General features: G+C 72.4%; 22 protein-coding genes. 13 read left to right on the top strand and 9 right to left on the bottom strand.

The window, feature by feature from the left end:
- Positions 1 to 26 precede the first annotated feature (26 nt).
- The 5 genes from ABH940_RS22185 (at position 27) to ABH940_RS22165 (ending at position 5221) form a co-directional block, all read left to right on the top strand.
- On the top strand, positions 27 to 2066 hold the full coding sequence (locus ABH940_RS22185) for a biotin carboxylase N-terminal domain-containing protein (protein ID WP_370069628.1): 2040 nt from the start codon (positions 27 to 29) through the stop codon (positions 2064 to 2066).
- Entirely contained in the window at positions 2063 to 3247 is a 1185-nt protein-coding gene (locus ABH940_RS22180) for an acyl-CoA dehydrogenase family protein (RefSeq protein WP_370069422.1), read from the top strand. Before ABH940_RS22185 ends, ABH940_RS22180 begins: the two co-directional genes overlap by 4 nt.
- Positions 3248 to 3357: 110 nt before the next feature.
- Positions 3358 to 4005 (top strand): TetR/AcrR family transcriptional regulator, encoded by a 648-nt coding sequence (locus tag ABH940_RS22175; protein ID WP_370069424.1) that lies wholly within the window; start codon positions 3358 to 3360, stop codon positions 4003 to 4005.
- An 80-nt stretch (positions 4006 to 4085) separates the two neighbouring features.
- On the top strand, positions 4086 to 4658 hold the full coding sequence (locus ABH940_RS22170; RefSeq protein WP_370069426.1) for a Uma2 family endonuclease: 573 nt from the start codon (positions 4086 to 4088) through the stop codon (positions 4656 to 4658).
- A 14-nt stretch (positions 4659 to 4672) separates the two neighbouring features.
- Entirely contained in the window at positions 4673 to 5221 is a 549-nt protein-coding gene (locus ABH940_RS22165) for a Uma2 family endonuclease (protein WP_370106021.1), read from the top strand.
- Positions 5222 to 5225: 4 nt separating this feature from the next.
- Here the strand turns inward: ABH940_RS22165 and ABH940_RS22160 are convergent, their stop codons facing one another.
- Together ABH940_RS22160 and ABH940_RS22155 are read right to left on the bottom strand one after the other, a co-directional pair.
- Positions 5226 to 5636, bottom strand: coding sequence for a hypothetical protein (locus tag ABH940_RS22160; RefSeq protein ID WP_370106020.1), 411 nt, complete (start codon positions 5634 to 5636; stop codon positions 5226 to 5228).
- A 79-nt stretch (positions 5637 to 5715) separates the two neighbouring features.
- Positions 5716 to 6792, bottom strand: a complete 1077-nt coding sequence (locus ABH940_RS22155) for an MBL fold metallo-hydrolase (RefSeq protein WP_370069432.1) — start codon at positions 6790 to 6792, stop codon at positions 5716 to 5718.
- 171 nt (positions 6793 to 6963) lie between these two features.
- Here ABH940_RS22155 and ABH940_RS22150 point away from each other — a divergent pair, with 171 nt between their 5' ends.
- Both ABH940_RS22150 and ABH940_RS22145 read left to right on the top strand, forming a co-directional pair.
- Entirely contained in the window at positions 6964 to 8451 is a 1488-nt protein-coding gene (locus ABH940_RS22150; protein ID WP_370069433.1) for an aldehyde dehydrogenase, read from the top strand.
- 6 nt (positions 8452 to 8457) lie between these two features.
- Entirely contained in the window at positions 8458 to 8685 is a 228-nt protein-coding gene (locus ABH940_RS22145; RefSeq protein ID WP_370069435.1) for a ferredoxin, read from the top strand.
- 79 nt (positions 8686 to 8764) lie between these two features.
- On the opposite strand, the gene ABH940_RS22140 is transcribed toward ABH940_RS22145, so the two are convergent.
- Positions 8765 to 9361 (bottom strand): TetR family transcriptional regulator, encoded by a 597-nt coding sequence (locus tag ABH940_RS22140; RefSeq protein ID WP_196198070.1) that lies wholly within the window; start codon positions 9359 to 9361, stop codon positions 8765 to 8767.
- Positions 9362 to 9582: 221 nt separating this feature from the next.
- Between ABH940_RS22140 and ABH940_RS22135 the strand changes: the two genes are divergently transcribed.
- The 4 genes from ABH940_RS22135 (at position 9583) to ABH940_RS22120 (ending at position 13722) form a co-directional block, all read left to right on the top strand.
- A complete protein-coding gene (locus ABH940_RS22135) occupies positions 9583 to 10908 on the top strand; it encodes a glycosyltransferase family 4 protein (RefSeq protein WP_370069437.1) in 1326 nt (441 codons plus the stop codon).
- A 119-nt stretch (positions 10909 to 11027) separates the two neighbouring features.
- Positions 11028 to 11783 (top strand): methyltransferase domain-containing protein, encoded by a 756-nt coding sequence (locus ABH940_RS22130; protein ID WP_370069439.1) that lies wholly within the window; start codon positions 11028 to 11030, stop codon positions 11781 to 11783.
- A 20-nt stretch (positions 11784 to 11803) separates the two neighbouring features.
- A complete protein-coding gene (locus tag ABH940_RS22125; RefSeq protein ID WP_370069630.1) occupies positions 11804 to 12838 on the top strand; it encodes a prenyltransferase in 1035 nt (344 codons plus the stop codon).
- A gap of 104 nt (positions 12839 to 12942) precedes the next feature.
- The gene (locus ABH940_RS22120) at positions 12943 to 13722 is read left to right on the top strand and encodes a maleylpyruvate isomerase family mycothiol-dependent enzyme (RefSeq protein ID WP_370069441.1); all 780 of its coding nucleotides are present in this window, start codon (positions 12943 to 12945) and stop codon (positions 13720 to 13722) included.
- Positions 13723 to 13739: 17 nt separating this feature from the next.
- Here ABH940_RS22120 and ABH940_RS22115 read toward each other — a convergent pair whose 3' ends face one another.
- From ABH940_RS22115 to ABH940_RS22090, 6 genes are all read right to left on the bottom strand, one after another.
- Complete coding sequence (locus tag ABH940_RS22115) at positions 13740 to 14750, bottom strand: LLM class F420-dependent oxidoreductase (RefSeq protein WP_370106019.1); 1011 nt, start codon at positions 14748 to 14750, stop codon at positions 13740 to 13742.
- Positions 14751 to 14851: 101 nt separating this feature from the next.
- Positions 14852 to 16039 carry a hypothetical protein gene (locus tag ABH940_RS22110; RefSeq protein WP_370069445.1) on the bottom strand — a complete coding sequence of 396 codons (1188 nt, stop codon included), beginning with the start codon at positions 16037 to 16039 and terminating at the stop codon, positions 14852 to 14854.
- Positions 16040 to 16123: 84 nt separating this feature from the next.
- Positions 16124 to 17104: an N-acetylmuramoyl-L-alanine amidase gene (locus ABH940_RS22105; protein ID WP_370106018.1), complete on the bottom strand. Its 981-nt coding sequence runs from the start codon at positions 17102 to 17104 to the stop codon at positions 16124 to 16126.
- Complete coding sequence (locus tag ABH940_RS22100) at positions 17094 to 18344, bottom strand: hypothetical protein (protein ID WP_370106016.1); 1251 nt, start codon at positions 18342 to 18344, stop codon at positions 17094 to 17096. Before ABH940_RS22100 ends, ABH940_RS22105 begins: the two co-directional genes overlap by 11 nt.
- Before the next feature lie 206 nt (positions 18345 to 18550).
- The gene (locus tag ABH940_RS22095; RefSeq protein ID WP_370069632.1) at positions 18551 to 19126 is read right to left on the bottom strand and encodes a class I SAM-dependent methyltransferase; all 576 of its coding nucleotides are present in this window, start codon (positions 19124 to 19126) and stop codon (positions 18551 to 18553) included.
- A gap of 230 nt (positions 19127 to 19356) precedes the next feature.
- Complete coding sequence (locus tag ABH940_RS22090; RefSeq protein ID WP_370069451.1) at positions 19357 to 20715, bottom strand: M48 family metallopeptidase; 1359 nt, start codon at positions 20713 to 20715, stop codon at positions 19357 to 19359.
- Between the two features lie 129 nt (positions 20716 to 20844).
- Between ABH940_RS22090 and ABH940_RS22085 the strand changes: the two genes are divergently transcribed.
- Both ABH940_RS22085 and ABH940_RS22080 read left to right on the top strand, forming a co-directional pair.
- Positions 20845 to 23115 (top strand): acyl-CoA dehydrogenase family protein, encoded by a 2271-nt coding sequence (locus tag ABH940_RS22085; protein WP_370106015.1) that lies wholly within the window; start codon positions 20845 to 20847, stop codon positions 23113 to 23115.
- Complete coding sequence (locus ABH940_RS22080; RefSeq protein WP_370106014.1) at positions 23112 to 24305, top strand: lipid-transfer protein; 1194 nt, start codon at positions 23112 to 23114, stop codon at positions 24303 to 24305. Before ABH940_RS22085 ends, ABH940_RS22080 begins: the two co-directional genes overlap by 4 nt.
- The last annotated feature ends 271 nt before the right edge of the window (positions 24306 to 24576 follow it).

The following is a 24576-nucleotide window of genomic DNA, read 5'->3' as shown; positions in this document are numbered from 1 at the left end:
GGAATGCTGTGGACACCGTGGACGCCGTGATCGGCTCCGTGCTGGTGGCCAACCGGGGCGAGATCGCCCGGCGGATCTTCCGCACCTGCCGCGATCTGGGCATCGCCACGGTCGCGGTCTTCTCCGACCCGGACGCCGACGCGCCGCACGCCCGCGAGGCCGACGCCGCCGTCCGCCTGCCGGGCGCCGCGCCCGCCGACACCTATCTGCGCGGCGACCTGGTCATCGCCGCCGCCCGGGCCGCCGGTGCGGACGCGATCCACCCCGGCTACGGATTCCTGTCCGAGAACGCCGAGTTCGCGCAGGCCGTGCTGGACGCCGGGCTGGTCTGGATCGGCCCGGCGCCGTCCGCGATCGCGGCGATGGGCGTCAAGACCCGCGCCAAGGAGTTGATGGCCGCGGCCGGCGTCCCCGTGCTGACGGCTGCCGCGCCGGGCGAGCTGACGGAGGCGGACCTGCCGCTGCTGGTCAAGGCGGCGGCGGGCGGCGGCGGACGTGGCATGCGCGTGGTCCGCGAACTGGGGCTGCTGGAATTGGAGTTGGCGGCGGCGCGGGCCGAGGCGGCAGCCGCCTTCGGCAGCGACGAGGTGTTCTGCGAGCCGTATGTCGAGACCGGCCGCCATGTCGAGGTGCAGCTGCTTGCCGACGCCCACGGCACCGTCTGGGCGGTCGGTGAGCGCGACTGCTCGATCCAGCGCCGCCACCAGAAGGTCGTCGAGGAGGCCCCCGCTCCGCTGCTCGCCGAGGACACCCGTGACCGGCTGCACGAGGCCGCCCGCGCGGCGGCCCGCGCCATCGGCTACGTCGGCGCGGGCACGGCCGAGTTCCTGCTCGCGCCGGACGGGCGGTTCTACTTCCTGGAGATGAACACCCGGCTGCAGGTGGAGCATCCGGTCACCGAGTGCGTCACCGGGCTGGACCTGGTCGCGCTGCAGCTGCTGGTCGCCGAGGGCGGGCAGCTGCCGTCGGCCGAGCCGCCCGCACCGCAGGGCCACGCCATCGAGGTGCGCCTCTACGCCGAGGACCCGGCGCGCGACTGGCAGCCGCAGATCGGGACCGTCGAGCGCATCGAACTGCCCGGCGTGGGCGCCCGGTTCGCTCCGCCGCGGGCCGGGGAGAAGGCCGGCCTGCGGCTGGACGCGGGCATCGAGCCGGGCAGCGCCGTCGGCGTCCACTACGACGCGATGCTCGCCAAGGTCATCGCCTGGGCCCCGACCCGCACCGAGGCCGCGCGTCGCCTGGCGGGAGCGCTGAGCCGCGCCCGCGTCCACGGGCTCACCACCAACCGCGACCTGCTGGTCCGGGTGCTGCGGCACCCGGAGTTCCTCGCCGGTCGCGTCGACACGGCGTTCCTCACCCGCAACCCTCCCGAGGGCGGGCCCGCGGCTGCCGACAAGGACGCCGTCGCGGTCTCCGCGCTGGCGGCAGCGCTGGCCGACGCGGCGGAACGGCGCACGCCGATCGCCGGGGGCTGGCGCAACGTGCCCGCGCATCCGCAGGTCAAGCGCTACGCCGTGGCCGGGGTGGACGGCGGCGAGCAGGAGGTCCGCTACCGCCTGACCCGGGACGGCCTGCGCGCCGAGGCGCACCCCGGCGTCGCGCTCGTCTCCTCGGCGCAGGACCGCGTCGTGCTCGAAGTCGAGGGCGTGCGGCGGACGTTCGCCGTCGCCCGCTACGGCGAGGCGCTGGTCCACGTCGACTCGCCGCTCGGCGCGGTCGCGTTGAACGAGCTTCCCCGCTTCCCGGACCCGAGCCTGGAGGCGGCGGCCGGATCGCTGCTCGCGCCGATGCCGGGCACGGTCGTCCGCGTCGAGGCGGCCGTCGGCGACCGTGTCACGGCCGGGCAGCCGCTGCTCTGGCTGGAGGCGATGAAGATGCAGCACAAGGTCACCGCCCCGGCGGACGGCACGGTCACCGAACTGCGCGCGGTCGTCGGCCAGCAGGTCGACACCGGCGCGCTGCTCGCCGTGATCGGCGAACCCGGCGGGTCGGGCGAGGAACAGATATCCACAGGCAGCAACAAGACCCCGGACATGACCCCGGAGGAGGGGACCCCGCAGCCATGACCGCGTCGGCAAGCACCTACGAAAGCACCTTCGTCGAGTCCGAGGAGCGCCGCGACCTGCGCGCCGCGGTGCGCGCGCTCGGCGCCCGCTACGGCCTCGACTACCTGCTCTCCTGCGGCAAGGAGCACCGCATCCCGGAGGAACTCTGGCGCGAGGCGGGCAAGCTGGGCTTCCTCGGCGTCAACCTGCCCGCCGAGTACGGCGGTGGCGGCGCGGGCATGCAGGAGCTCGCCATCGTCTTGGAGGAACTCGGCACCGCGGGCTGCCCGTTGCTGATGTTGGTGGTCACACCGGCGATCTGCGGCAGCATCATCGCCCGTTTCGGCGCCGAGGAGCAGAAGCAGCGCTGGCTGCCCGGCTTCGCCGACGGCAGCGTCCGGATGGCCTTCGGCATCACCGAGCCCGACGCCGGCTCCAACTCGCACCGCCTGACCACCACCGCGCGCCGCGACGGCTCGGACTGGCTGCTCACCGGCCGCAAGGTCTTCATCTCCGGTGTGGACGCCAGCGACGCGACGCTGATCGTCGGCCGCACCGAGGACGCCCGTACCGGCAAGCTCAAGCCGGCGCTCTTCGTGGTCCCGCGTGACGCGCCCGGCTTCGAGTACCGGCCGATCGAGATGGAACTGCACATGCCCGAGCGGCAGTTCCAGCTCTTCCTGGACGATGTCCGGCTCCCCGCCGACGCGTTGATCGGTGACGAGGACGCGGGCCTGCTGCAACTCTTCGCGGGCCTCAACCCGGAGCGGATCATGGCCGCCGCGTACTCGACCGGCATGGCCCGGTTCGCGCTGGACCGCGCGGTCGACTACGCCAAGGAGCGGACCGTCTGGAAGACGCCCATCGGCGCGCACCAGGGCCTGGCCCACCCGCTGGCCCAGGTCCGCATCGAGCTGGAGCTGGCCCGGCTGATGATGCAGAAGGCCGCCTTCCTCTACGACGCGGGCGACGACCTCGGCGCGGGCGAGGCCGCCAACATGGCCAAGTACGCGGCTGCGGAGGCGGCGGTCCGCAGCGTGGACCAGGCGGTGCAGACGCTGGGCGGCAACGGCCTGACGTCCGAGTACGGCCTGGCGACGCTGGTCGCCGGGGTCCGGGTCGGGCGGATCGCGCCGGTCAGCCGGGAGATGATCCTCAACTACGTCGCCCAGCACACGCTCGGCCTGCCGAAGTCCTACTGAGCGGCAGCCCTGCGGAGCAGCAGTCCTGCGGAGCGGCAGTCCTACTGAGCGGACGCCGCGAGTCCGCTCGGGCGGGGGCGTCTAGAGTTCTGCACGGAAAGGAATCAGCCGTGTCGCCACAACCAGTCGCCCCCGCCCCTGCCTCCACCCCTGCCCGCGCCCCCAAGCAGGACCGGAGCAGGGTCACCCGGCAGCGCCTGCTGGAGGCGGCCGTCGACTGCCTCGCCGAGGTGGGCTGGACCGGCAGCACGGTGGCCGTGGTCGCCGAGCGCGCCGGGGTCTCGCGCGGTGCGGCCCAGCACCACTTCCCGACCCGCGAGGACCTGTTCACCGCGGCCGTGGAACACGTCGCGGTCCAGCGTCACGCAGTGCTGGAGTCGGCCGCCGCCGCGCTGCCGGCCCGGGGGCCGAACCGCACCGAGGCCGTGGTGCGGATGCTGGTCGACCTCTACACCGGCCCGCTCTTCCGCGCCGCCCTGCAGCTCTGGGTCGCGGTCAGCACCGACGACCAGCTCCGCCCGCGCGTCCTCGAACTGGAGTCCCGCGTCGGCCGCGAGACCCACCACACCGCCGTCGCCCTCCTCGGCGCGGACGAGTCCCACCCGGGCGTCCGCGAAACCGTCCAGGCCACCCTGGACATGGCCCGCGGCCTCGGCCTCGCCGACATCCTCAGCGACGACGGCGCCCGCCGTGCGCGCATCGTGCGTCACTGGGCCCGGATCCTGGACGCCCAGCTGTCTTCGAACTCGTTCGAGTGAAGACTTCCTGACTCTCCGGCACGCCCCGCCACAGTGCGTAAGGGTGGTCGTGAACACCGAGGGGGTGGACCATGGCTTGTATGGCGCACGAGGCGATGCCGACACCTGAGGAGCTCCTGCTGGAGAGCTTCCTCGCTCTGGAAACCCCGGAGGGCTTCAAGGCCGAGCTCATCGAGGGGGAGATCATCGTGTCGCCCGCGCCGGACGGGGATCACCAGGACGCCATCGACCAGATCGCGTTCCGCGTCTACCGGGATTCGAACGTGCCGATGCAGCAGTCCGGGAACACGGGGCTGTTGTTGCCGAGGGGCGGGCCCTGCCCAAAGAACCACGCGATTCCCGATATCACCTTCGCGCCCCGGGCTCTTCGGCTCTTCCGAGGCGCGCCTTCGTGGATGCGCTGCGACGGGGTGGCCATGGTCGTCGAGGTCACCAGCCTCAGAGCATCGCTGGACCGGGTGATGAAGCGCCACTGTTATGGCCGTGGCGGCATCCCTCTTTACCTGCTGGTCGACAGGGAACAAGGCAAGGTCGTACTGCACAGCCTTCCCAAGGGTGATGACTACGTGGACCGCTACGCGGTCGACTTCGGCGAGCCGCTGCCGCTGCCGGCGCCGTTCGGCTTCGTGCTGGACACTGGCGAGCTGCTGTGACAAGGCAGCAGCTCGTGAGCGTTGCGACGTTCGACGGCTTGCTCGCTCTGGAGACTCTGGAGGGTTGCAAGGCCGAGCTCGTCGATGGCGCCTGCGTTGTGTCTCCGACGCCCGACGGGGATCACGAGGACTGCATCAGCACCGTGATGCGGCAGATCCAGGCCTACGCCAAGGTGAGCATGGATGCCTCGGGCATGAAGGGGCTCCGCATGCCCAGCGGTGGGGGTTGCCCCAAGAACCATGTCATTCCCGACATCACCTTCGCTCCGCGCGAGCTGCGGATCTTCCGTGGAGCGCCGTCCTGGATGGATGCCGACGGGGTGGCGATGGTGGTCGAGGTGACCAGCACCAGGCCCTCCGACGACCGGACGGTCAAACGCCACTGTTACGCTCGCGCGGCGATCCCGCTGTACCTGATCATCGATCGGGACGAGTCGCGGGTGCTGCTCTACAGCGACCCCGCCGGGGAGGACTACGCGTCGGGGGTATCGGTTCCGTTCGGGGAGCCGCTGCAACTGCCCGAGCCGTTCGCTTTCGCGTTGGAGACGGCCGAGCTGCTCTGACGGGTCAGGAGCGCTTGCTGCGGCTGTAGCTGATGAAGAGTCCGGCACCGACGCTGGCGATCAGCACCACGGCAAAGAACAGCCACGGGGAGGTGCCGCTGCTGCCCTTGCTTGGGGCCGGGGAGGCGGAGGACGCCGACGCGGGGGCGCTCGGGCTCTGCGGCGCGGTGGGGTGGCTGGTGGCGGTTCCGGCGGTGGCGGTCGGCGCCGAAGAGGAGGCGGAGGCCGCAGCGGGCGCGGAGGCCGCAGCGGACGGTGACGCGGTGGTGGGCGCAGCCGCAGGGGCGGTTGTCGGGGAGATCGGCGAGCCGTTCATCGGCGCGGCCAGCGCGGGCCCGGCGATGCCGAGCACGACGGACGCCGACAGGGCGACACCACATGCCGCCGTCACGACGGGGCGGAGGGCGGAGTGCATGCGGGTGAGGCCTTTCGCTGAGCATGGAACGCGGCACCGATCGCGGCGCGGAGCAACGCCGCGAGCCACACCCTAGCGCTCACCGTGCGTGGTAGCGGATCGGCTCCTCGTCCGTGACCGCCTCCGCCAGGCCCGTCTTGACCAGTCTGCGCAAATGCGCCGCCGCCTCCGAGACGGCCAGGTGCCGGGCCAGGAAGCCCAGCTCCTCCCAGGGGCGGTTCCAGTGCATGCCTTGCGCCGCCTGCCAGAGCGTCAGCGGTTCGTCGCGCAGCTGGCTGTGCAGGTCGGCCAGCCGCGTGGCGTGGTGGTCGAGCAACTGGCGGACCCGGCCCGGCGCGTCCGTGAAGCGGTACTGGTGCGCGGGCAGGACCTCCTCGGGAGCGAGTGCGGCGATCCGCTCCAGGGAGTCGAGGAAATCGCCGAGGGGATCGGTCGGCTCGTCCTGCGGGTTCTCCGGATAGAGGCTGACCACCGGGGTGATCGTGGGCAGCAGATGGTCGCCGCTGAGCAGCCGGGTGCGCGGCTTCTCGTCCAGGAAGAGGCAGACGTGGCCCGGCGTGTGGCCGGGCGTCCACATCACCCGCAGCTCACGCCCCGGGACGCCCGCGCTCTCGCCGTGCACGAGCTCCCGGTCGGGGACGGCCGCGCCGAGCGTCGCCGGGCCGCCCTCGGAGTCGTCGCCCCAGGAGGACAGGCCGTCGAGATGCTCCTGCGGGATCCCAGCCGCCCTCATGCTCCGGGTCATCCGTCCGATCCAGACCTCCGAGGGGATGTCGCGGACCGCCCGGACCACCGCGGCCTCCGCCGCGTGCATGCCGATCCAGGCCCCGGAGAGCTCGCGCACGTGCGCGGAGAGCCCGTGGTGGTCGGGGTGGTGATGGGTGATCAGCATGCCGTGGATGTCGGACATCGCGTGCCCGGCGGCCGCGACCCCGGCGGCGAGGATCTCGCGTCCGGACGGGTCGTCCCAGCCGGTGTCGACCAGGACCGGACCGCGGTCGCTCTCCAGCAGGTAGACGAGCGTGTACCGCAGCGGGTTGTCCGGGATCGGTACGGGGATGCTCCACACCCCGCCGCCCAGGTCCTGCGCGGGCGGGAGGACGCGGTCGCGCCAGGCCACGCGGTCGGGGTTCTCCTGCGGCGGCTCCTGCGGCACTTGCAGCCTCCTCGTTCGACGCACCGGAACGGCGGACGGGCGCAAGAGACTGGAACAGGTTCCTTGTGCCATGCATCCAATCCGGGAGGTTACTGCATGGCCATTGCTGCCCATAAGTAGAACTGGTATCAGTTCTCATTGAGTGGGACAGGGTTCCGGAGGGAGAGGTCGATGACCGAAAGCGCTGCGTCCGGTGGCGTCACCGAGTACGGCGAGCTCTACATCGGCGGCGTGCTGGTCGCCCCGGCCGGGTCCGAGGTGATCGAGGTGATCTCCCCGCACACGGAGGAGGTCATCGGCCGGGTCCCGCACGCCTCCCGCGAGGACGTGGACCGCGCGGTCGACGCCGCCCGGACGGCGTTCGACGAGGGACCGTGGCCGCGGATGAGCCTGGCCGAGCGGATCGCCGTCTGCGAGCGGATCAAGGACGGCATCGCCGCCCGTGCAGACGAGATCGCCCGCGTGATCAGCTCCGAGAACGGCTCGCCGTACTCGTGGAGCATCCTGGCCCAGGCCTACGGCCCGATGATGATCTGGGACGCGGCCATCGCCGCCGCCCGGAACTTCCGGTTCGAGGAGTACCGCAGCGGCGTGCTCAGCCCGCTCCTCGTCCGACGCGAACCGGCCGGGGTGGTCGCGGCCGTGGTGCCGTGGAACGTCCCGCAGTTCGTCGCGGCGGCGAAGCTGGCGCCCGCGCTGCTCACGGGCTGCACGGTGGTGCTCAAGCCGTCGCCGGAGACCCCACTGGACTCCTACATCCTCGCCGAGATCGCCACCGAGGCCGGGCTGCCCGACGGCGTGCTCAGCATCCTCCCGGCCGACCGCGAGGTCAGCGAGTACCTGGTCGGGCACCCGGGCATCGACAAGATCTCCTTCACCGGTTCGGTCCCGGCCGGCAAGCGGATCATGGAGGTCGCCTCGCGCAACCTCACCCGCGTCACCCTGGAGCTGGGCGGCAAGTCGGCCGCCATCCTGCTCCCGGACGCGGACCTGGACGCGGCGGTCGCCAACCTCATGGGCTCCTCCTACATGAACAACGGCCAGGCCTGCGTCGCCCTGACCCGCGTCCTCGCGCCGCGCTCCCGCTACGACGAGATCGCGGACAAGATGGCGGCGGCGGTGGGGGAGTTGGTCGTCGGCGACCCGCTCGCCGCGGAGACGCAGATCGGCCCGCTGGTCGCGAGGCGACAGCAGCAGCGCAACCTCGACTACATCCGCATCGGCCAGGACGAGGGCGCGAAGGTCCTCGCCGGCGGCGGCGTCCCGGAGTCCCAGCCCCGCGGCTGGTACGTCGAACCGACGCTGCTCGGGTCCGTCGACAACCGGATGCGGGTGGCCCGCGAGGAGATCTTCGGCCCGGTCGTCTGCCTGCTGCCCTACGAGGACGAGGCGGACGCGATCCGGATCGCCAACGACTCCGAGTACGGCCTCTCCGGCAGTGTCTGGGCGGCCGACGCGGAACACGGCGTCGACATCGCGCGGCAGGTCCGTACCGGGACCTTCTCGGTCAACAGCTTCAGCCTGGACTTCAACGGCCCGTTCGGCGGCTTCAAGAACTCCGGCCTGGGCCGGGAGTTCGGCCCCGAGGGCCTGGCGGGCTTCCTGGAGGAGAAGACCATCAACCTGCCGCAGGGCTACGCGATTCCCGAGGAGGGCTGAGCGCGGATGGGCGATCGGTGGCACGTCGAGGTCGACCGCGGCGTCTGCATCAGCAGCGGGTTCTGCGCGAACAGCGCGCCGGAAGCGTTCCGCTTGGACGCTGCGCGTCAGTCGCACCCCAGGGAGGACGAGCTCGACGCTTCCGAGGCGGTGTTGGCGGCTGCGGAGAGCTGCCCGGTGGAGGCGATCCTCATTCAGCTGGCAGAGACCGGAGACCCTGTCTTCCCGGATTGAGTTGCAGATGCCTCAGGGGCGCCAAGCAGGGCCCCGCGCCCCTGGAGGTGCAACTTCCCCGCGTGCCCAAGGGATCCGTCTACTCCATCGTCAACAGCTTGCATGCCGTCTCAAGGTCGATCCGCACCTGCGCGATCGACGCCCGCCCCGACAGCCAGGTCACCAGCGCCGAGTGCCACGTGTGCTCGATCACCCGCACCGCGGCCAACTGCTCGCGAGTGGGCGGCTGGTCCAACCCCATCGCGTCGAGAATGAGTGCTCCCGTGATCCGGGAGACCTGGTCGACCTCCGCGCTGACCGAGCGGTCCGCGAAGGTGAGGGCGCGGACCATCGCCTCCGCGAGCTGCGGTTCCCGCTGGAGCCCGCGGAAGGTCCGCATCAGCGTCTCCGCGACCCGCGTGCCGGGGTCCTCCCCGGCCGCAGGGTGCTTGCGCGTCTGGTCCTGGAAGAGCTGGAGCTGGTCCTGCATGGTCGCGACCAGCAGATGCACCTTGGAGGGGAAGTAGCGGTAGAGCGTCCCCAGCGCGACGCCCGCCGTGTCCGCGACCTCGCGCATCTGAACCGCCTCGAACCCGCCGCGCGACGCCAGTTGGGCGGCAGTGTGCAGGATGCGGCGGCGACGCGCCTCCTGCCGCTCGGTGAGCGGTGGCGCCGCCGGCCGTGGGCTGGTCGTCATCGGGAGCTCCTACGTACCTACCACTGGATCCCACGCATGATGGCGCACAGGGCAGGCGTGGCGCGAATCACCCCACCCCGCGAAACCGGGAAAAGCTACGGGCCGGTAATCTTCATGCTCTCTCCATGCTGTCACGCTGGAACGTGTTCTAGATTACCCTGGCCAAGGCGGCCCGGGGAGGGCACGGGAGAGAAGCAAGAGACCCAGGAGAGGGGTCCCAGTTGACCGCGAGCCACGACGAGCCGCTGCGCATCGCCCTGCTCTCGTACAAGGGCAACCCGTTCTGCGGCGGCCAGGGCGTCTACGTCCGTCACCTCTCGCGCGAGCTGGCCCGGCTGGGGCACGACGTCCGGGTGCTCGGTGGGCAGCCCTACCCCGTGCTGGATGTCGACGCGATCGACCCGGCCGGTCCGGGCAGGCTGGCCTTCGGCGAGATCGCCAGCCTGGACCTCTACCGCGAGCCGGACCCGTTCCGCACGCCGGGACTCTCCGAATACCGCGGGCCGGTGGACGTGCTGGAGACCGCGATCATGCGCACCGGCGGCTTTCCCGAGCCGCTGACCTTCAGTCTTCGCGCTCGGCGCCACCTCGCGCTGCACCGCGGCCGGTACGACGTCGTGCACGACAACCAGACCCTCGGCTACGGCCTGCTCGGTCTGGACCGGATCGGCTTCCCGCTGGTCACCACCATCCACCACCCGATCACCGTGGACCGCAAGCTCGACCTGGCCGCGGCGCCGAGCTGGGCGCGCAGGCTCTCGGTCCGGCGCTGGTACCGGTTCGCGAGCATGCAGCGCCGCGTCGCCGCCCGGTTGGACTCGGTGCTGACGGTGTCCGAGAGCTCCGCCCGCGAGATAGTCGAGCACCTGGACGTCGCGCCGCAGCGCGTCCACGTGGTGCCGATCGGCGCGGACGTGGAGCTGTGGTCGCCGGACGCGTCGGTCGCCGAGGTTCCGGGGCGGATCGTCACTACGGCCAGCGCCAACGTGCCGCTCAAGGGCCTGGTGTACCTGGTCGAGGCGCTGGCCAAGGTCCGCACCGAGCGCGAGGCGCACCTGGTCGTGGTCGGCAAGCGGCCCGAGGAGGGCCCGGTCGCCGAGGCGATCAAGCGGCTCGGTCTCGAGGGCGCGGTCGAGTTCCGCGGCGGCATCGACGACGCGGCCTTCGTCGACCTGGTCCGCAGCGCCCAGGTGGCCTGCGTGCCGTCCCTCTACGAGGGCTTCTCGCTGCCCGCCGCCGAGGCGATGGCCACCGGCACGCCGCTGGTCGCCACCACCGGAGGCGCGATCCCGGAGGTCGCCGGTCCGGACGGGGAGACCTGCCTGGCCGTTCCGCCGGGCGACCCGGGCGCGCTGGCCGCCGCCCTCGGCCGGCTGCTGGACGAGCCCGAGCTGCGCGCCCGGATCGGCGCGGCCGGACGCGCCCGCGTCCTCTCCCGCTTCACCTGGCGCCGCGCGGCCGAACTGACCGTCGAGCGCTACCGCGAGGCGATCGCGACCGGTATCGGGCAGCACGCCCGCGCGGGTGCGGGCTGGCGCTACGTCTGAGCTTCCTGCCGGCCCGCTCCGGCTCCCTGAACTTTCCGAACTCCTCCGCCACTTCTCTGCACTGTGCGCCACTCCTGGACCGCAGCTCGCAGTTCCCGCAACCCTAAGGAGCCCCGGCCGTGCTGACCGTCGACTTCTCCCGCTTCCCCATCGCGCCAGGCGACCGGGTGCTCGACCTCGGCTGCGGCGGAGGACGCCACGCCTTCGAGGTCTACCGGCGCGGCGGCCGGGTGGTGGCGCTCGACCAGAACGCGGAGGAGATCCGCGAGGTGCGGCGCTGGTTCGCGGCGATGGACCTGGAGGGCGAGGCTCCTCCCGGCGCGTCCGCGATCGCGGTGGAGGGCGACGCGCTCTCGCTGCCCTTCCCCGACGACAGCTTCGACAAGATCATCATCTCCGAGGTGATGGAGCACATCCCGGACGACAAGGGCGTGTTGGCCGAGATGGTCCGCGTGCTCAAGCCGGGCGGCTCGATCGCGATCACGGTGCCGCGCTGGCTGCCCGAGCAGATCTGCTGGGCGCTCTCCGACGCCTACCACGAGGTCGAGGGCGGCCACATCCGCATCTACCGCGGCGACGAGCTGCTGGAGAAGATGCGCGGCGCGGGGCTCGACCCCTACGGCACCCACCACGCCCACGCGCTGCACTCGCCGTACTGGTGGATCAAGTGCGCGGTCGGCGTCGACAACGACAAGGCGCTGCCGGTCCGCGCCTACCACCAGCTGCTGGTGTGGGACATCGTGGGCGCGCCGGTCGTCGGCAAGCTGACCCGCTGGACCGAGAAGGCGCTCAACCCGGCGATCGGCAAGAGCTTCGTCGCCTACGCGACCAAGCCCCGCACCGGGGAAAGTGCGTCGTTCGAGGTGGGCGAGTGAGGACGCTGATCCTGGACGGTGTGCTGACGGCCGAGCAGGCCGAGGTCACCGTCCGCAGCATCCTGGCCGAGCAGCGCCCGGACGGGGCCATCCCGTGGTTCACCGGAGGGCATCTGGACCCGTGGGACCACGTCGAGGCCGCCATGGCGCTGGACGTCGCCGGCGAGCAGGCGGCGGCGGAAGCGGCCTACCGCTGGCTGATGCGGAGTCAGAATCCGGACGGCTCCTGGTTCTCCGCCTACCGGGAGGGCGAACCCAGCGACCGCAGCCGGGAGTCCAACTTCTGCGCCTACGTCGCCGTCGGGGCCTGGCACCACCACCTCTCCACGGGCGACGACGCCTTCCTGGAGGAGATCTGGCCCACCGTCATCCGGGCCGTCACCTTCGTCCTCGGTCTCGGCCGTGCGGACGGCACCGTCTCCTGGCGGCGCGAGGAGGACGGCGGTGCGCCCGACGAGGCGCTGCTGACCGGTTGTTCCAGCGTCCACCACGCGCTGCGCTGCGCGTTGGCCATCGCCGAGTACCTCGAAGAGCCGCAGCCCGACTGGGAACTGGCGGCGGGTCAACTCGGCCACGCGGTCGCCTGTCACCCGGAGCGGTTCCTCGACAAGGACCGCTACTCGATGGACTGGTACTACCCCGTCCTCGGCACGGCGCTGCGCGGCGAGGCGGCCCGCGAGCGGCTGGACCGCGACTGGAACCGCTTCGTCGTCCCCGGACTCGGCGTCCGCTGCGTCTCCGACCGCCCGTGGGTGACCGGTGGCGAGAGCGCCGAACTGGCGCTGGCGCTCTGGGCGGTGGGCGAGTCGACGCGGGCGGTGGAGATCCTCAAGTCCATCCAGCACCTGCGCCACGACAGCGGCGGCTACTGGACCGGCTACGTCTTCGAGGACGACGCCGTCTGGCCGGAGGAGCGCACCACCTGGACGGCGGGCGCGCTGCTGCTCGCCGTCGCCGCCCTCGGTGGCGACGAGGCGACCGTCTCGGTCTTCGGTGGGGAGGAACTCCCCTCCGGCCTGACCGCCGACTGCTGCGCGACCGTCCGCGAGGCCTGACTCGACGCACCCGGCAACCAGGCCTGGGGCGCTCGGACGGCCCCCAGCAGGCCCGCGGAACTACCCGCATGACGGTGAGCCGCGGGCCTGTTAGCGTCCGTGCCATGGCAATGGACTGGCTGTCACATGAGCGCTACCTCGACGCCGCCGAGGACAACGGCCGTCGGCTGGCCGAGATCGTCACCCGCGTCGGGCCGGACGGGCTGACCGCGCCCGTGCCGAGTTGCCCCGAGTGGACCCTGCGCGACCTGGCCTTCCATACGGGCATGGTCTACCGCTGGATCGGCGAGATCGTCGGCCGCAAGGCCCAGGAACCGGTGCGGATGCGCGAGGTCCCGGACCGGGAGATGTCGGACGACGCCGCGGCGCAGTGGCTGCTCGCAGCCGTCGAGCTCGGCGTCGGCCGGCTGCGCGACGCCGGTCCGGGCGTGGAGCTGTGGGGCTGGGCAGGCAACGGCAGCACCTGCTGGTGGGGCCGCCGGATCGCGCACGAGTCGCTGGTGCACGGCATCGACGGCCAGCTGGCGGTCGGCGAACTCCCGGTCGCCGAGCCGGAGCTGGCCGCCGACAACATCGACGAGCTGCTCGCCAACGCCGGCACGCCCGCCGTGCTCGCCGCCAAGGGCCGGGAGGCGCTGGGCGGGGAGGGCGACAGCCTGCATCTGCACTGCACGGACGTGCCGGGGGAGTGGCAACTGCTGCGCACGCCCGAGGGGTTCACCGTCGAACACGGCCACGCCAAGGCCGACGCCGCCGTCCGCGGTACCGCGCTGGACGTGATGCTCTGGCTCAACGGCCGTCTGCCGCAAGGTACTCCGGGCCCGGAACGGTTCGGCGACCCGCGCGTCCACGCCCTCTGGCGCACCGGCCTGACGCTCGACTGACGCACTGCGGTTCAGGTTCAGAGGAGCAGTTCGGCCAGGGTGCGCAGCGTCAGCGGGTCGCGTGAGGTGACCAGCAGGTCGGTGACCGGGGAGGCGTGCCAAGCGGCGAGGCGGTCGGCGATCCGCTCGCGCGGGCCGACCAGGCTGATCTCGTCCGCGAACGCGGTCGGGACCGCCGCGATCGCCTCGTCGCGGCGGCCCGAGAGGAACAGCTCCTGGATCCGCCGGGCCTCCGCCTCGAAGCCCATCCGGGCCATCAGGTCGGCATGGAAGTTGCGCGACTGCGCGCCCATCCCGCCGACGTAGAAGGCCAGCATGGCCCGGATCGGCGCCAGGCCCTCCTCGACGTCCTCGCAGACGCGTGCGTGGACCATCGGCGCCACCATGAAACCGGGCCGCGCCGCGGCCAGCGGCTCGGCGTAGAGGTCGGCGCGCTCGGGGGACCAGTACAGCGGCAGCCAGCCGTCGGCGATCCTGGCCGTCTGGGCGATGTTCTTGGGGCCCTCCGCGCCCAGCAGGATGGGGAGTTCGGCCCGCAGCGGGTGCAGGATCGGCTTGAGCGGCTTGCCCAGCCCGGTGCCGTCCGGGCCCGCGTAGGGGTGGGCGTGGTAGCGGCCCTCCAGCGTCACCGGCCTCTCGCGGCGCAGGACTTGGCGGATCACGTCCACGTACTCGCGCACCGCCGTGAGCGGCGAACGCGGGAACGGCCGTCCGTACCAGCCCTCGACGACCTGCGGGCCGGAGAGGCCGAGTCCGAGCAGCATCCGGCCGCCGGAGAGGTGGTCCAGGGTCATCGCGTGCATCGCGGTGGCCGTGGGCGTGCGCGCGGCGAGTTGGGCGATGCCGGTGCCGAGCCGGATCCGGCTGGTGTGCGCGGCGATCCAGGTGAGCGGGGTGAACACGTCCGAGCCCCAGGACTCCGCGGTCCACACCGAGTCGAAGCCGAGCCGTTCGGCCTCCTGGGCCAGTTCGACGAAGCCCGGCGTGGGCGCTGCGCCCCAGTAGCCGAGGACCAGACCGAGGCGCATGACGAAACCCCCACGGTAAACTGACGGAGCATCAGATTAACGTGGGGGTCCGCAGGTGACAATGGGCGCTGAGTTGTCAGCCCCTGGTCGGGTCTCCGGGATCAGCCGCGCTGGATGCCCGAGGTGTCCTTGAGCAGGCCGCGCTTGCCCTCCTGGGTCTGCGTCAGCAGCGCCTCGCCGCGCTGGGCGATGGCCAGGTACCAGGTGCCGGGCACCAGTTCGCCGACCGACGGGCCGCTCGGGTGGTCTTCGGGAGCCAGCGGACGCGCAGCCGGGACCGCGAACCAGAACGGCGAGAAGGACGGCGGCGCAGGCGTCGCGGCGGCGGCGACAGCACCCGCCGGGGCGGCGGCAGCAGCGGGAGCCCCGACCTGTCCGTGCGCCTGCCCGGACGTCTGCCCGGGCGCCTGCGCAGCAGAGGCTGCCGGTGCCGGGGTGGACGCCTGGCCCTGCGGGCCGGGTTGGGCCTGCGCTCCCTGCTCCGGCTTGAGCGCGCCCGGTTCCGGCTTGAGGCGGAAGGTGCGGCCACCGCGCTCACGGGGCGGCGGTGCGTCGTGCGGGGCGGCCTCGCGGAGCGTCGCCGGCTGCGGCGAGGGCGCGGGGGGCTGCTGCTGCGCGTACGGGTACCCGGCGCCGGCCGGCGGGGTCTGCCCCGGCGTCGCCTCCGGGCCGTGGAACGGCTGTCCCGGGTGGGCCTGCTGGACCGGCTGGCCGCCGAAGTGGCCCAGGTGCGGCTGCTGGGCGCCGTAGCCCTGCATGCCCGGGGCGCCAGGCGCGCCCGGTGCGCCCGGCGTCGTCGGCTTCGCCTCGGGCAGCAGCGGAACGACCAGCGCCGGCAGCACCGGACCGGAGACCGCGAAGACCACCGTGAGCAGCGAGAAGAGCAGCGCGAGGAACGCGCCGAGCTGCGGGCCGGACGTCGCCGCCGGCTCCCCCCACAGCGCGCCCGTCGGGCCGCCGAACAGCGCCCAGAGCGCGGACCAGGCCGACGCCACCGTCAGCACCGTGCCCCAGACGCGCAGCGGAATGTTCAACACCTGTGGCGGCTGCGCGATCAGACGGTCCAACAGGACCAGCACCGCGCCGCCCACGCCGAGCAGGAAGACGCTGGGGAGCAGCGGGAAGAGCGCGACGCTCCAGGCGTTGGTGGAGCAAACGCCACCGCCCCCGGGCGCCGTCTGGCACAGCCCTGCGTCCGCCTTGTAGAAGGTGAAGAAGGAGGAGACGAACAGCAGCAGCGCCGAGGCCGCCAGCGCGGCATCTCCCCGGGTGACGCTTCGCAGATTCACCGAGTCAGGCCTCTCGTGAGTCGTCGAGTACGGTGCGGCGAACGGATGATACGGGCGGACCACCCATGACCGTTTAGGACCGTATCAGCCCGACGTGTTGCCTTCGTGCAGGACGAACTCGCTGAGTCCGTCGGCGATGCCCTGAGCGGCCAGCTGACGCCAACTCGCCGAGGTGACCTTGGCGGCGTCGGCGGCGTCCCGCATGTTCGCGCACTCGATGAAGACCTTCGGCACGGTGGAGAGGTTGAGGCCGCCGAGGTCGCTGCGGATGTCATAGCCCTGACCACCGTTGATGTAGGTGGCGTAGTGCTCGCCGGTCGCCGTAGCGAACGCCGAACGGACGTCCATGCCCAGGGTGTGCGACGGCGCGACGATGGCCTGGTTGTCCACGCTGCCCTGGTCGACCGGGGCGGGCATGATCACGTGGAAGCCGTAGTCGGTCGGTCCCGCGCCGTCCGCGTGGATCGAGATGGCCGCGTTCGCGTGCGCCTGGTTGCCGACGGCGGCACGCTGCGTCACGCACGGGCCCCACGGGGTGTTCCCGTCCTGGGTGAAGATCACCTTGGCGCCCTCGGCCTCCAGCAGCGTGCGGACCCGGCGGGCCACGTCGAGGGTGAAGTCCGCCTCGGGGTAGCCCGCGTCCGTCGAGGCGCCGGTGGTGTCGCAGGCCTTGCTGCCGTTGCCCACGAAGACCAGGCTGTTGATCTCGTCGGGGTGGTTCACGTTGTTCGGGTTGTGGCCGGGGTCGATCACGATCACCTTGTCGGCCAGCGGCTTGCCCGTGCTGCCTGCCGCGGTGGATGCCGCGGTTCCTGCCGAGGTGGAAGTCGGGGAGGAGGAACTGCTCTTCGTGGCCCCGTCGCTGGACGGCTTCCTGCCGTTCGCGCCCGCCGTCGGCTTCGCTCCGGACGTGGCAGCGGTGCCGCGCTCCCCGGCGACGGCCTGCCATCCCAGCCACCCCGCGAAGCAGAGCGGCACCAGCGCGGAGAGCACCAGCACGAGCGTGGTGGCCTTGGAGAGCCGCCGGAGCGGCGCGGGGTCGTCGTCGTGATGGTCAGAGTTCATTCTCGGTCCAGGGGTGGAGTCCGTACTGGCTGGCGATCGGGTCCCATTGCAACACGAACGCCTTCTTGTCGGTCGTGGCCTGGGCGCTGCTGGCGCCCGCGGCCTGATAGTCCGAGGTCTGCGTCACCTTGTTGGGCTGGCAGCCGCCATTGGCCATCGCGCCGGCCCAGGAGGCGTAGCCCTGGTCCGCGCTGAGCGACTCGTTCTCGGCCTTGGTGAGCAGCTGCTGCAACGCGGTCCCGTTGGGGAGGGCGGAGACGTTGAGCTGCCCGAGCTTGCTGATCAGGTTCTGCCGGTCGGCGGCGGCCTGCTGGAGCGAGGACTGCGCGGCGGCGACGGACGCCGGGCTGCTGCAGGCCGCCACCGACTGCACGGCGGAGACCACCTGGTTGCGGTCGGAGTTGCTCTCGTTCAACAGCCCGTCCACGGCCTGCGCCTGCGTCCGGGCGTTCCCGCTCGCGCTCGCGGAGGCGCTTCCTGACGGCGACGCCGCCCCGGACCCGCCGGTGGCGGCCGGGCCGGAACGGGCGGGCGTGGCCGACGAGGCGGACCCGGCGGCCCGGCTGCTCGATCCCGACGACGAGCCGAGCCCGAGCGCCCACACCGCGCCGACGCCGAGCACGGCGGCGCCGACGATGACCGCCGCGACCAGCAGCGGCATGCGCGACCGGGGAGCGGGACCGTCGTCGGTGGCCGTCGTCCCGTAGGGCTCGAAGCCCGGCGGGTCGTGGGGCCGGCGGTCAGGCTGGCGGTAGGGGGACTGAAAGGGCTGGTGGTGCTGCGCGTACGGCTGCTGAGGCGCTGTCGTCGGGTAGGACGGCGGGTACGTGGGCGGCTGTGCGGGCTGAGGCGGGTAGGGCGGCGGGTACGACGGGGGCGCCGGATGCGCGCCCGGGTCCGGGTTCTGGGGTGGAGGCGGCGGGTACGACGGGGCCGCGGTCGGCGCGTAGGGGCGGACCATCGGCTGGTCCAGCTCCCGAACGGGCGGCAGCAGTTCGGTCGGTTCCTCGTCCGCCGAGGAGCTCGCGGCAGCCGTCTGCGGCCGGGGCGGCAGTGGGGACTGCTGGGGCTGGGACGGCTGACGTGGCTGGGGAGGCTGGGGAGGCTGGGACGGCTGAGGTGGCTGCTGGGGTTGCTGCGTCGGTGCGGTTCCGCCGTTGCCGCGGCGGACCCAGCCGCCCGCTCCGCCCCGCGCTGTCGGGTCCCACACCGCGGGTGCGGGGTTGTCCTGCTCGCTCACGCGCCACCTCGTTCCCGGTTCGATGGCGGCCACCGTATCGAACCGGTTCGTGGGCGCGGCGGATCTTCCCGACGGTCGTGGTCCCGTTCTGGGCCGGTCCGGACGGGTCCGCCGGAACAGAACGGTCCGTGCGCTTTAGGGCGTTCTGTCCGGGTGGCGTGCGTGGTCGGTGCGGCCGATCCAGCCGCTCCAGCCGGTTCGGCCTGTCAGCCGCGTCGCAGCACGCGCAGTGAGCCGGTGACGGAGATCTCCTCGAAGCCGTCGGCAAGAGCGCGCAGGTAGATCCGGTACGGCGCCTGACCGCCGTCGGCCGGGTCCGGGAAGATGTCGTGGATCACCAGCAGGCCCTCGGGTGCCAGGTGCGGGACCCACCCGTCGTAGTCGCCGGTCGCGTGCTCGTCGGTGTGTCCGCCGTCGACGAAGACCAGCCCGAGCGGCCTGCCCCAGAGCGCGGCCAGCTGCGGCGACCGCCCGACCAGGGCCACGACGTACGGCTCCAGCCCGGCCGCGTGCAGGGTGCGGCGGAACCGGGGCAGGGTGTCCATCAGGCCGATCTCCGGGTCGACCAGCGTCGCGTCGTGGTACTCCCAACCCGGCTGCTGCTCCTCGGACCCGCGGTGATGGTCGACGGTGACGGCCACGCCGCCCCCCAGCCGCGCCGCCTCGGCGAGCAGGATCGTCGACCGGCCGCAGTAGGTGCCGACCTCCAGCAGCGGCAGCCCGGTCCGGGTCACCGCGTCCACCGCCGCCGCGTAGAGGGCGAGGCCCTCGTCGACCGGCATGAACCCGGTGGCCGCCTCGAACGCGGCGAGCACCGCCTCATCCGGCACCGCCTCAATCGGCCGCGCCGGGTCGAGCTGCGGCGCCGTCGGGGCCGTCGTTGACGTCTGCGCCATCTCTGTGGCCTGCGAGGTCGCGTCCATAGCGGGTCACCTTACCGGCGGGTCACTTCCGCCGGATACGGGCGGTGCGCAGCGTTGGCCTGCTCGGCGGTCGAGCTCGGCGGTCGAGCTCAGCTGTCGAGGACGTGGGCGGCCAACCGGTTCGCAAAAGGCCGCAACTCGCTCGCGATCGCGTCCCAGGTCTCGGCCGACGGCGCCAGCTCTGCCGGAGCGTCGGGGAAGGCGCGCACGTACCCGACCCGGAGGTGGGTCGGCGGGTGGCTGCCGTCCGCGACGGTGTCGCTCAGCTCGTCGGCGACGATCCGCCGGGTGCGCTCCGTCTCGGGGATCGACCGGACGTACTCCTGGAGTTCGGCCCAGAGGGTCTCCGGGCCCTCCTGCGTCTCCGTCTTCGCCGGGGCCTTCGCGCCGCGTCCACTCGGTACCCACCGAGCCGCGACCGTGCGCTGATGGACGACGTGCCAGTACGCCGACTGCAGCGTGAGCGCCCCGAGCAGTCCCGCTGCTCCGTCCGCTCCGGCGAGGCGGACCGCGAAGCCGTCCGCCAGGTACTCCGCCCGGCGGCTGTCCGCGAGGGTGAACCGTTCCAGCAGCCGGAACCAGAGCACGACCAGGCCGCGGACCGCGAACATCACCACCTGGGCGAGCGCCTCGCCGGCCACGGCGAGACCGCCTCCCGCGCTGCGGCCACCGCTCAACCGGCGTCCGGGCAGCAGCATCTCGTACCACTGCGCGAGGGAGACCAGCGCGGTGCCGAGCCAGAATCCGCTGGTGGCATCGCCGTTGGCCCCGTGGCCGAACTCGTGGGCCAACAGTGCGACGCGCTCCTGCGGTTCGAGCGAGTACCAGAGCGGCACTCCGATCGTCAGCACCACCCGGCGTCGCAGCCCGGCGCGGCGGTAGCTCGCGTTGAAGGAGGCGTTGAGCAGGATCGCGTCGGCGCGCCGTGTTCCGAGCCGGTCGGCGACGGAGTCGGCCAACGCCCAGAGCTCCGGGGCCCGTTCGCGGCCCGGCGTCGGCGCGCTCTTCAGCACGCGGGAGAAGCGGCCCAGTCTGGGGCGGAGGAAGACCGCGATCAGGACCACCGCGACGCCGAAGGCGTCGGCGATCCAGGTGCCGAAGGTCAGCAGCCAGCAACCAAGGGCGAGCAGGGCGAAGGTGACCAGGTGTACGGGTAGGGCCAACACCGCGGCGGCGCACCAGTTTGCGGACATGGTGGGCCGCAGCGTCCTGCCTTCGGCGGCGGCTGTGCCGACCTCGGTGAAGAGCCGTTCCTCCGCGTTGCGGTCGAGCCGGCCGGTGAGTCGCCGACGACTGCTCGGAGCAGCGTCGGAGGCTTTGGGCTGCCCAGTGCTCGGCAGGGCGTTCCAGCGGCAGGCGGGACACCAGCGGGTGAACCGCTCGTCGTCGGTGAGCGTGCCGCCGCAGTCCGGGCAGGCGGCAGCGGTGCTGGTCACAGGGGTGGTCACGGCGGCAGATCATGCCGTAGGCCGACGGCCGCGCGAAAGAGGTTTCCCTGGAGCCTTCCCGCTCTGCTCTTCCCAATTACTGGAACAGGTTCTAATCTGACGGCACGTCAGTTCCGGGAAGGGGCGTGGATGGCCATCGGGATCAGCGAGGAGCACCGGGAGCTACGGGCCTCGGTGCGTCGCCGACTGGAGCGGGATGTCTCCGGTGAGGTGGTCAGGGGCGCGCTGGCGGAGGGGCCGGGTGCGGTGGGGACCGTTCGGCCCTTGTGGTGGAAGGGGTTGGCCGAGCAGGGGATGCTCGGTCTCCACCTCGCCGAGTCGGTCGGCGGAGGTGGAGGCGGCCTGCTCGACCTGGCGGTCGTGGTGGAGGAGACGGGCCGGGCGGTGCTGCCCGGCGCGTATCTGCCCACCGTGCTGGCGTCCGCACTGCTAGCCCCGTCGGGTGACGCCCGCCTTGCCTCCCTTGCCGAAGGCGGGCTCACCGCAGCCGTGGTCCGCGGTGGTCCGCTCCGCGTGGCCGACGGCCGGATCAGCGGCACGGCCACGCCCGTGCTGGGCGCGGCGGAGGCCGACCTGCTGCTCGTCCGTGCCGGGGGCGGCTGGTACACGGTCGATGCGGACGAGGTCCGGATCACCCCGCTGACGGCGCTCGACCTCACCCGCGGCCTGGCCCGGGTGGACTTCGAGGGCGCCGCCGCCGAGCCTGTGGCGGTGGTGGACGACGACTCCGGCGCCGCTGCCTCCGACGTGGTCGCGCCCGACGCGGTTGCCTCCGACGCGGTCGCGCCCGTCCTGTTCGCCGCCGAGGCCTGCGGGCTGGCCCGCTGGGCGTTGGAGACCGCCGTCGAACATGCCAAGGTGCGTGAGCAGTTCGGGCGCCCGATCGGCCAGTTCCAGGCGGTCAAGCACCTCTGTGCGGGGCTGCTGGTCCGCGCCGAGAAGGCCGCCGCCGCGACCTGGGCCGCGGCGCGCGAACCCTCGCCGCTCACCGCCGCCGTGGCGCTCGCCCTCGCCGTCGACGCGGCCTGCGCCAACGCCGAGGACTGCATCCAGATCCTGGGCGGTATCGGCTTCACCTGGGAGCACGACGCCCACCTGCGCCTGCGTCGCGCTCTGACGCTTCGTCAACTACAGGGCGGCGAATCGGCGCTGTGGCGAGCGGTCACCGAGGCTGAGGCAGCGCAGCCGGGGGAGTGGCGGCCGGAGCTGGAACTTCCGGCCGAGGCCGAGGAGTTCCGCGCCGAGGCCCGCGCCGCCGCAGCCTCCGTGGCGGGCCTCGAACCGGCCGAGCAGCGCCGCCGCCTCGCCCCCGGAGGCTGGGCCGCGGCCCATCTGCCGCAGCCCTACGGCCTCGGCGCGAGCCCGCTGCGCCAACTCGTCGTCGAACAGGAGCTGCGCGCGGCCGACGTCCGGCTGCCGGACCTGACCATCGGCAACTGGATCGTCCCCTCCCTCGTCGCCCACGGCACCGAGGCCCAGCGCGAGCGCCTGCTGATGCCGACCCTGCGTGGTGACATCACCTGGTGTCAGCTCTTCTCCGAACCCGAGGCCGGATCCGACCTCGCCTCGCTGCGCACCCGCGCCGTCCGCCAGGAGGACGGGAGTTGGCGTGTGGACGGGCAGAAGGTGTGGACCTCCAGCGCCCGCACGGCCGACTACGGCATCCTGCTGGCCCGTACCTCGCCGGAGAAGCCGAAGCACAAGGGTCTCACCTACTTCGTGGTGGACCTGCGCCGTACCCAGGGCATCGAGATCCGCCCGCTGCGCGAACTGACCGGCGACGCGGTCTTCAACGAGATCTTCCTCGACGACGTCCGGCTGCCCGCCGACGCCGTGGTCGGTGCGGTCGACGAGGGGTGGAAGGTCGCCCGGCACACGCTCGGCAACGAGCGGGTCCACATGGCCGACTCCAGCCCCACCGGGCCCGCCGTCCGGCGACTGCTGCACGCCCACGGCGGCGACCTGGTCGCCGATCCGGTCGCGCTCGGTCGGATCGCCGCCGACGAGCACGTGCTGACCTGCATCGACCTGCGGACCGCGCTCACCGCGCTGGACGGCCTCGACCCCGGCGCGGGTGGCAGCGTCCGCAAGCTGGTGTCGGCCCCGCACGCGCAGCGCGTCGCCGCGTGCGCGCTGGAACTGTGCGGGGCGTCGGGGGCCGTGTACGAGGGTCTCGGACGTGAGGCCGGGCACGCGGTGCTGATGGCGCGCTGCCTCACCATCGCGGGCGGCACCACGCAGGTCCAGCTCAACGTGGTGGCCGAGCGGATCCTCGGCCTGCCACGCGACCCGGAACCGGTATCCGTGCCCGCATCCGTGCCCGCATCCGCATCCGCACCGGCACCGGCACCCAGGCCCGCACCCACGCACCACGTCTCCCAGAACAGGAGTGGAGCATGACCGAGAAGGTGTTCCTCGTCGGCGTCGGCATGACCCGTTTCGAGAAACCGGAGACCCGGGACTGGCAGTACTGGGACATGGCCAAGGAGGCCGGCGAGGCCGCGCTCGCGGACGCCGGCATCGGCTACGACCTGGTCGAGCAGGCCGCCGTCGGCTACTGCCACCAGCAGTCCACGGCCGGACAACGGGCTGTCTACGAGGTGGGGTTGACCGGTATCCCGGTCTACAACGTCAACAACAACTGCGCCACCGGCTCGACCGCGCTGATGATGGCGCGTCAGTTCGTGGCGGGCGGCCTCAACGACTGCGTGCTGGCGCTCGGCTTCGAGAAGATGAGCAAGGGCGCGCTCGGCGGCGGCAGCGGCGCGGACGGCTTCGCGGTCAGTCCGGTCGCCCGGCACTACGGCATCATGGCCGCCAAGCACGGCTTCGAGCGGACTCCGCCCACCGCGCAGATCTTCGGTAACGCCGCGCGCGAACACATGGAGCGCTACGGCACGACCGCCGAACAGCTCGCCCTGGTCGGGGTGAAGAACCACCGTCACTCGACGGCCAATCCACGCGCCCAGTTCCGCGACGCCTACTCGCTGGAGCAGGTGCTGGAGGCGCGCACCATCCACGAGCCGCTGACCAAGTACCAGTGCTCGCCGACCTCCGACGGCTCCGCCGCGGCCGTCGTGGCCAGCGAGCGGTTCGTGCGCGAGCACGGACTGGAGGACCGGGCCGTGGAGATCGTCGCCCAGGCGATGACCACCGACACCGAGGAGAGTTTCGCCTCCGGCTCCTGCATCGACGTGGTCGGCAAGCCGATGTCGCGGGAGGCGGGCCGGGCCGTCTTCGAGCAGTCGGGCCTCGGGATCGAGGACGTCGACGTGATCGAGCTGCACGACTGCTTCTCCGTCAACGAGTTGCTGACGTACGAGGCGCTGGGCATGTGCGCGGACGGAGAGAGCGGCAAGCTCGTCGCCGACGGCGCGACCACGTACGGCGGGCGCTGGGTGGTCAACCCGTCGGGCGGTCTGATCTCCAAGGGCCACCCGCTGGGCGCGACCGGCCTGGCCCAGGCCGCCGAGCTGGTCTGGCAGCTGCGCGGCCAGGCGGAGGGCCGCCAGGTCGCCGGGGCCCGGGTCGGCCTGGCGCACAACATCGGCCTCGGGGGAGCCGCAGTGGTCACCCTGCTGCGGAAGTGACGCGGTCGGCGGGGGAATCGCACCGACAAGGCCGTGCCGGAGCGTTCTCAACTCCACTGCGATGCGCTAGAACTTGTTCTAGCCCACTGATACTTGATTGAACACGGATAGGTACGCCCAGCCCGCGGGACCGGCAGGACGACGACTGCCGGAGCCCGCGTCGATCGACCCCGGCGCGGCCGACGGTGCGGACGGTCGCGCCGGGGTCTCCCAGTCCCCGGCAACAACAGCGACGGCTGCCGGGCGACATGGTGTGGGACGACAGAGCGAC

Origin of the sequence: Streptacidiphilus sp. BW17, from assembly GCF_041262485.1 — a bacterium.
In the GTDB taxonomy this organism is placed as follows: Bacteria; Actinomycetota; Actinomycetes; order Streptomycetales; family Streptomycetaceae; genus Streptacidiphilus.
This window is presented reverse-complemented; position numbering and strand designations above follow the sequence as displayed.

Coding starts and splice junctions, on each gene's coding strand:
- ABH940_RS22095 (WP_370069632.1), bottom strand. CDS start 19,126: ATGCCGGTCGACGAGGGCCTCGCCCTCTACGCGGCGGCGGTGGACGCG.
- ABH940_RS22085 (WP_370106015.1), top strand. CDS start 20,845: ATGGCCATCGGGATCAGCGAGGAGCACCGGGAGCTACGGGCCTCGGTG.
- ABH940_RS22120 (WP_370069441.1), top strand. CDS start 12,943: ATGGCAATGGACTGGCTGTCACATGAGCGCTACCTCGACGCCGCCGAG.
- ABH940_RS22180 (WP_370069422.1), top strand. CDS start 2,063: ATGACCGCGTCGGCAAGCACCTACGAAAGCACCTTCGTCGAGTCCGAG.
- ABH940_RS22150 (WP_370069433.1), top strand. CDS start 6,964: ATGACCGAAAGCGCTGCGTCCGGTGGCGTCACCGAGTACGGCGAGCTC.
- ABH940_RS22160 (WP_370106020.1), bottom strand. CDS start 5,636: ATGCACTCCGCCCTCCGCCCCGTCGTGACGGCGGCATGTGGTGTCGCC.
- ABH940_RS22080 (WP_370106014.1), top strand. CDS start 23,112: ATGACCGAGAAGGTGTTCCTCGTCGGCGTCGGCATGACCCGTTTCGAG.
- ABH940_RS22145 (WP_370069435.1), top strand. CDS start 8,458: ATGGGCGATCGGTGGCACGTCGAGGTCGACCGCGGCGTCTGCATCAGC.
- ABH940_RS22105 (WP_370106018.1), bottom strand. CDS start 17,104: ATGAACTCTGACCATCACGACGACGACCCCGCGCCGCTCCGGCGGCTC.
- ABH940_RS22115 (WP_370106019.1), bottom strand. CDS start 14,750: ATGCGCCTCGGTCTGGTCCTCGGCTACTGGGGCGCAGCGCCCACGCCG.
- ABH940_RS22140 (WP_196198070.1), bottom strand. CDS start 9,361: ATGACGACCAGCCCACGGCCGGCGGCGCCACCGCTCACCGAGCGGCAG.
- ABH940_RS22170 (WP_370069426.1), top strand. CDS start 4,086: ATGGCGCACGAGGCGATGCCGACACCTGAGGAGCTCCTGCTGGAGAGC.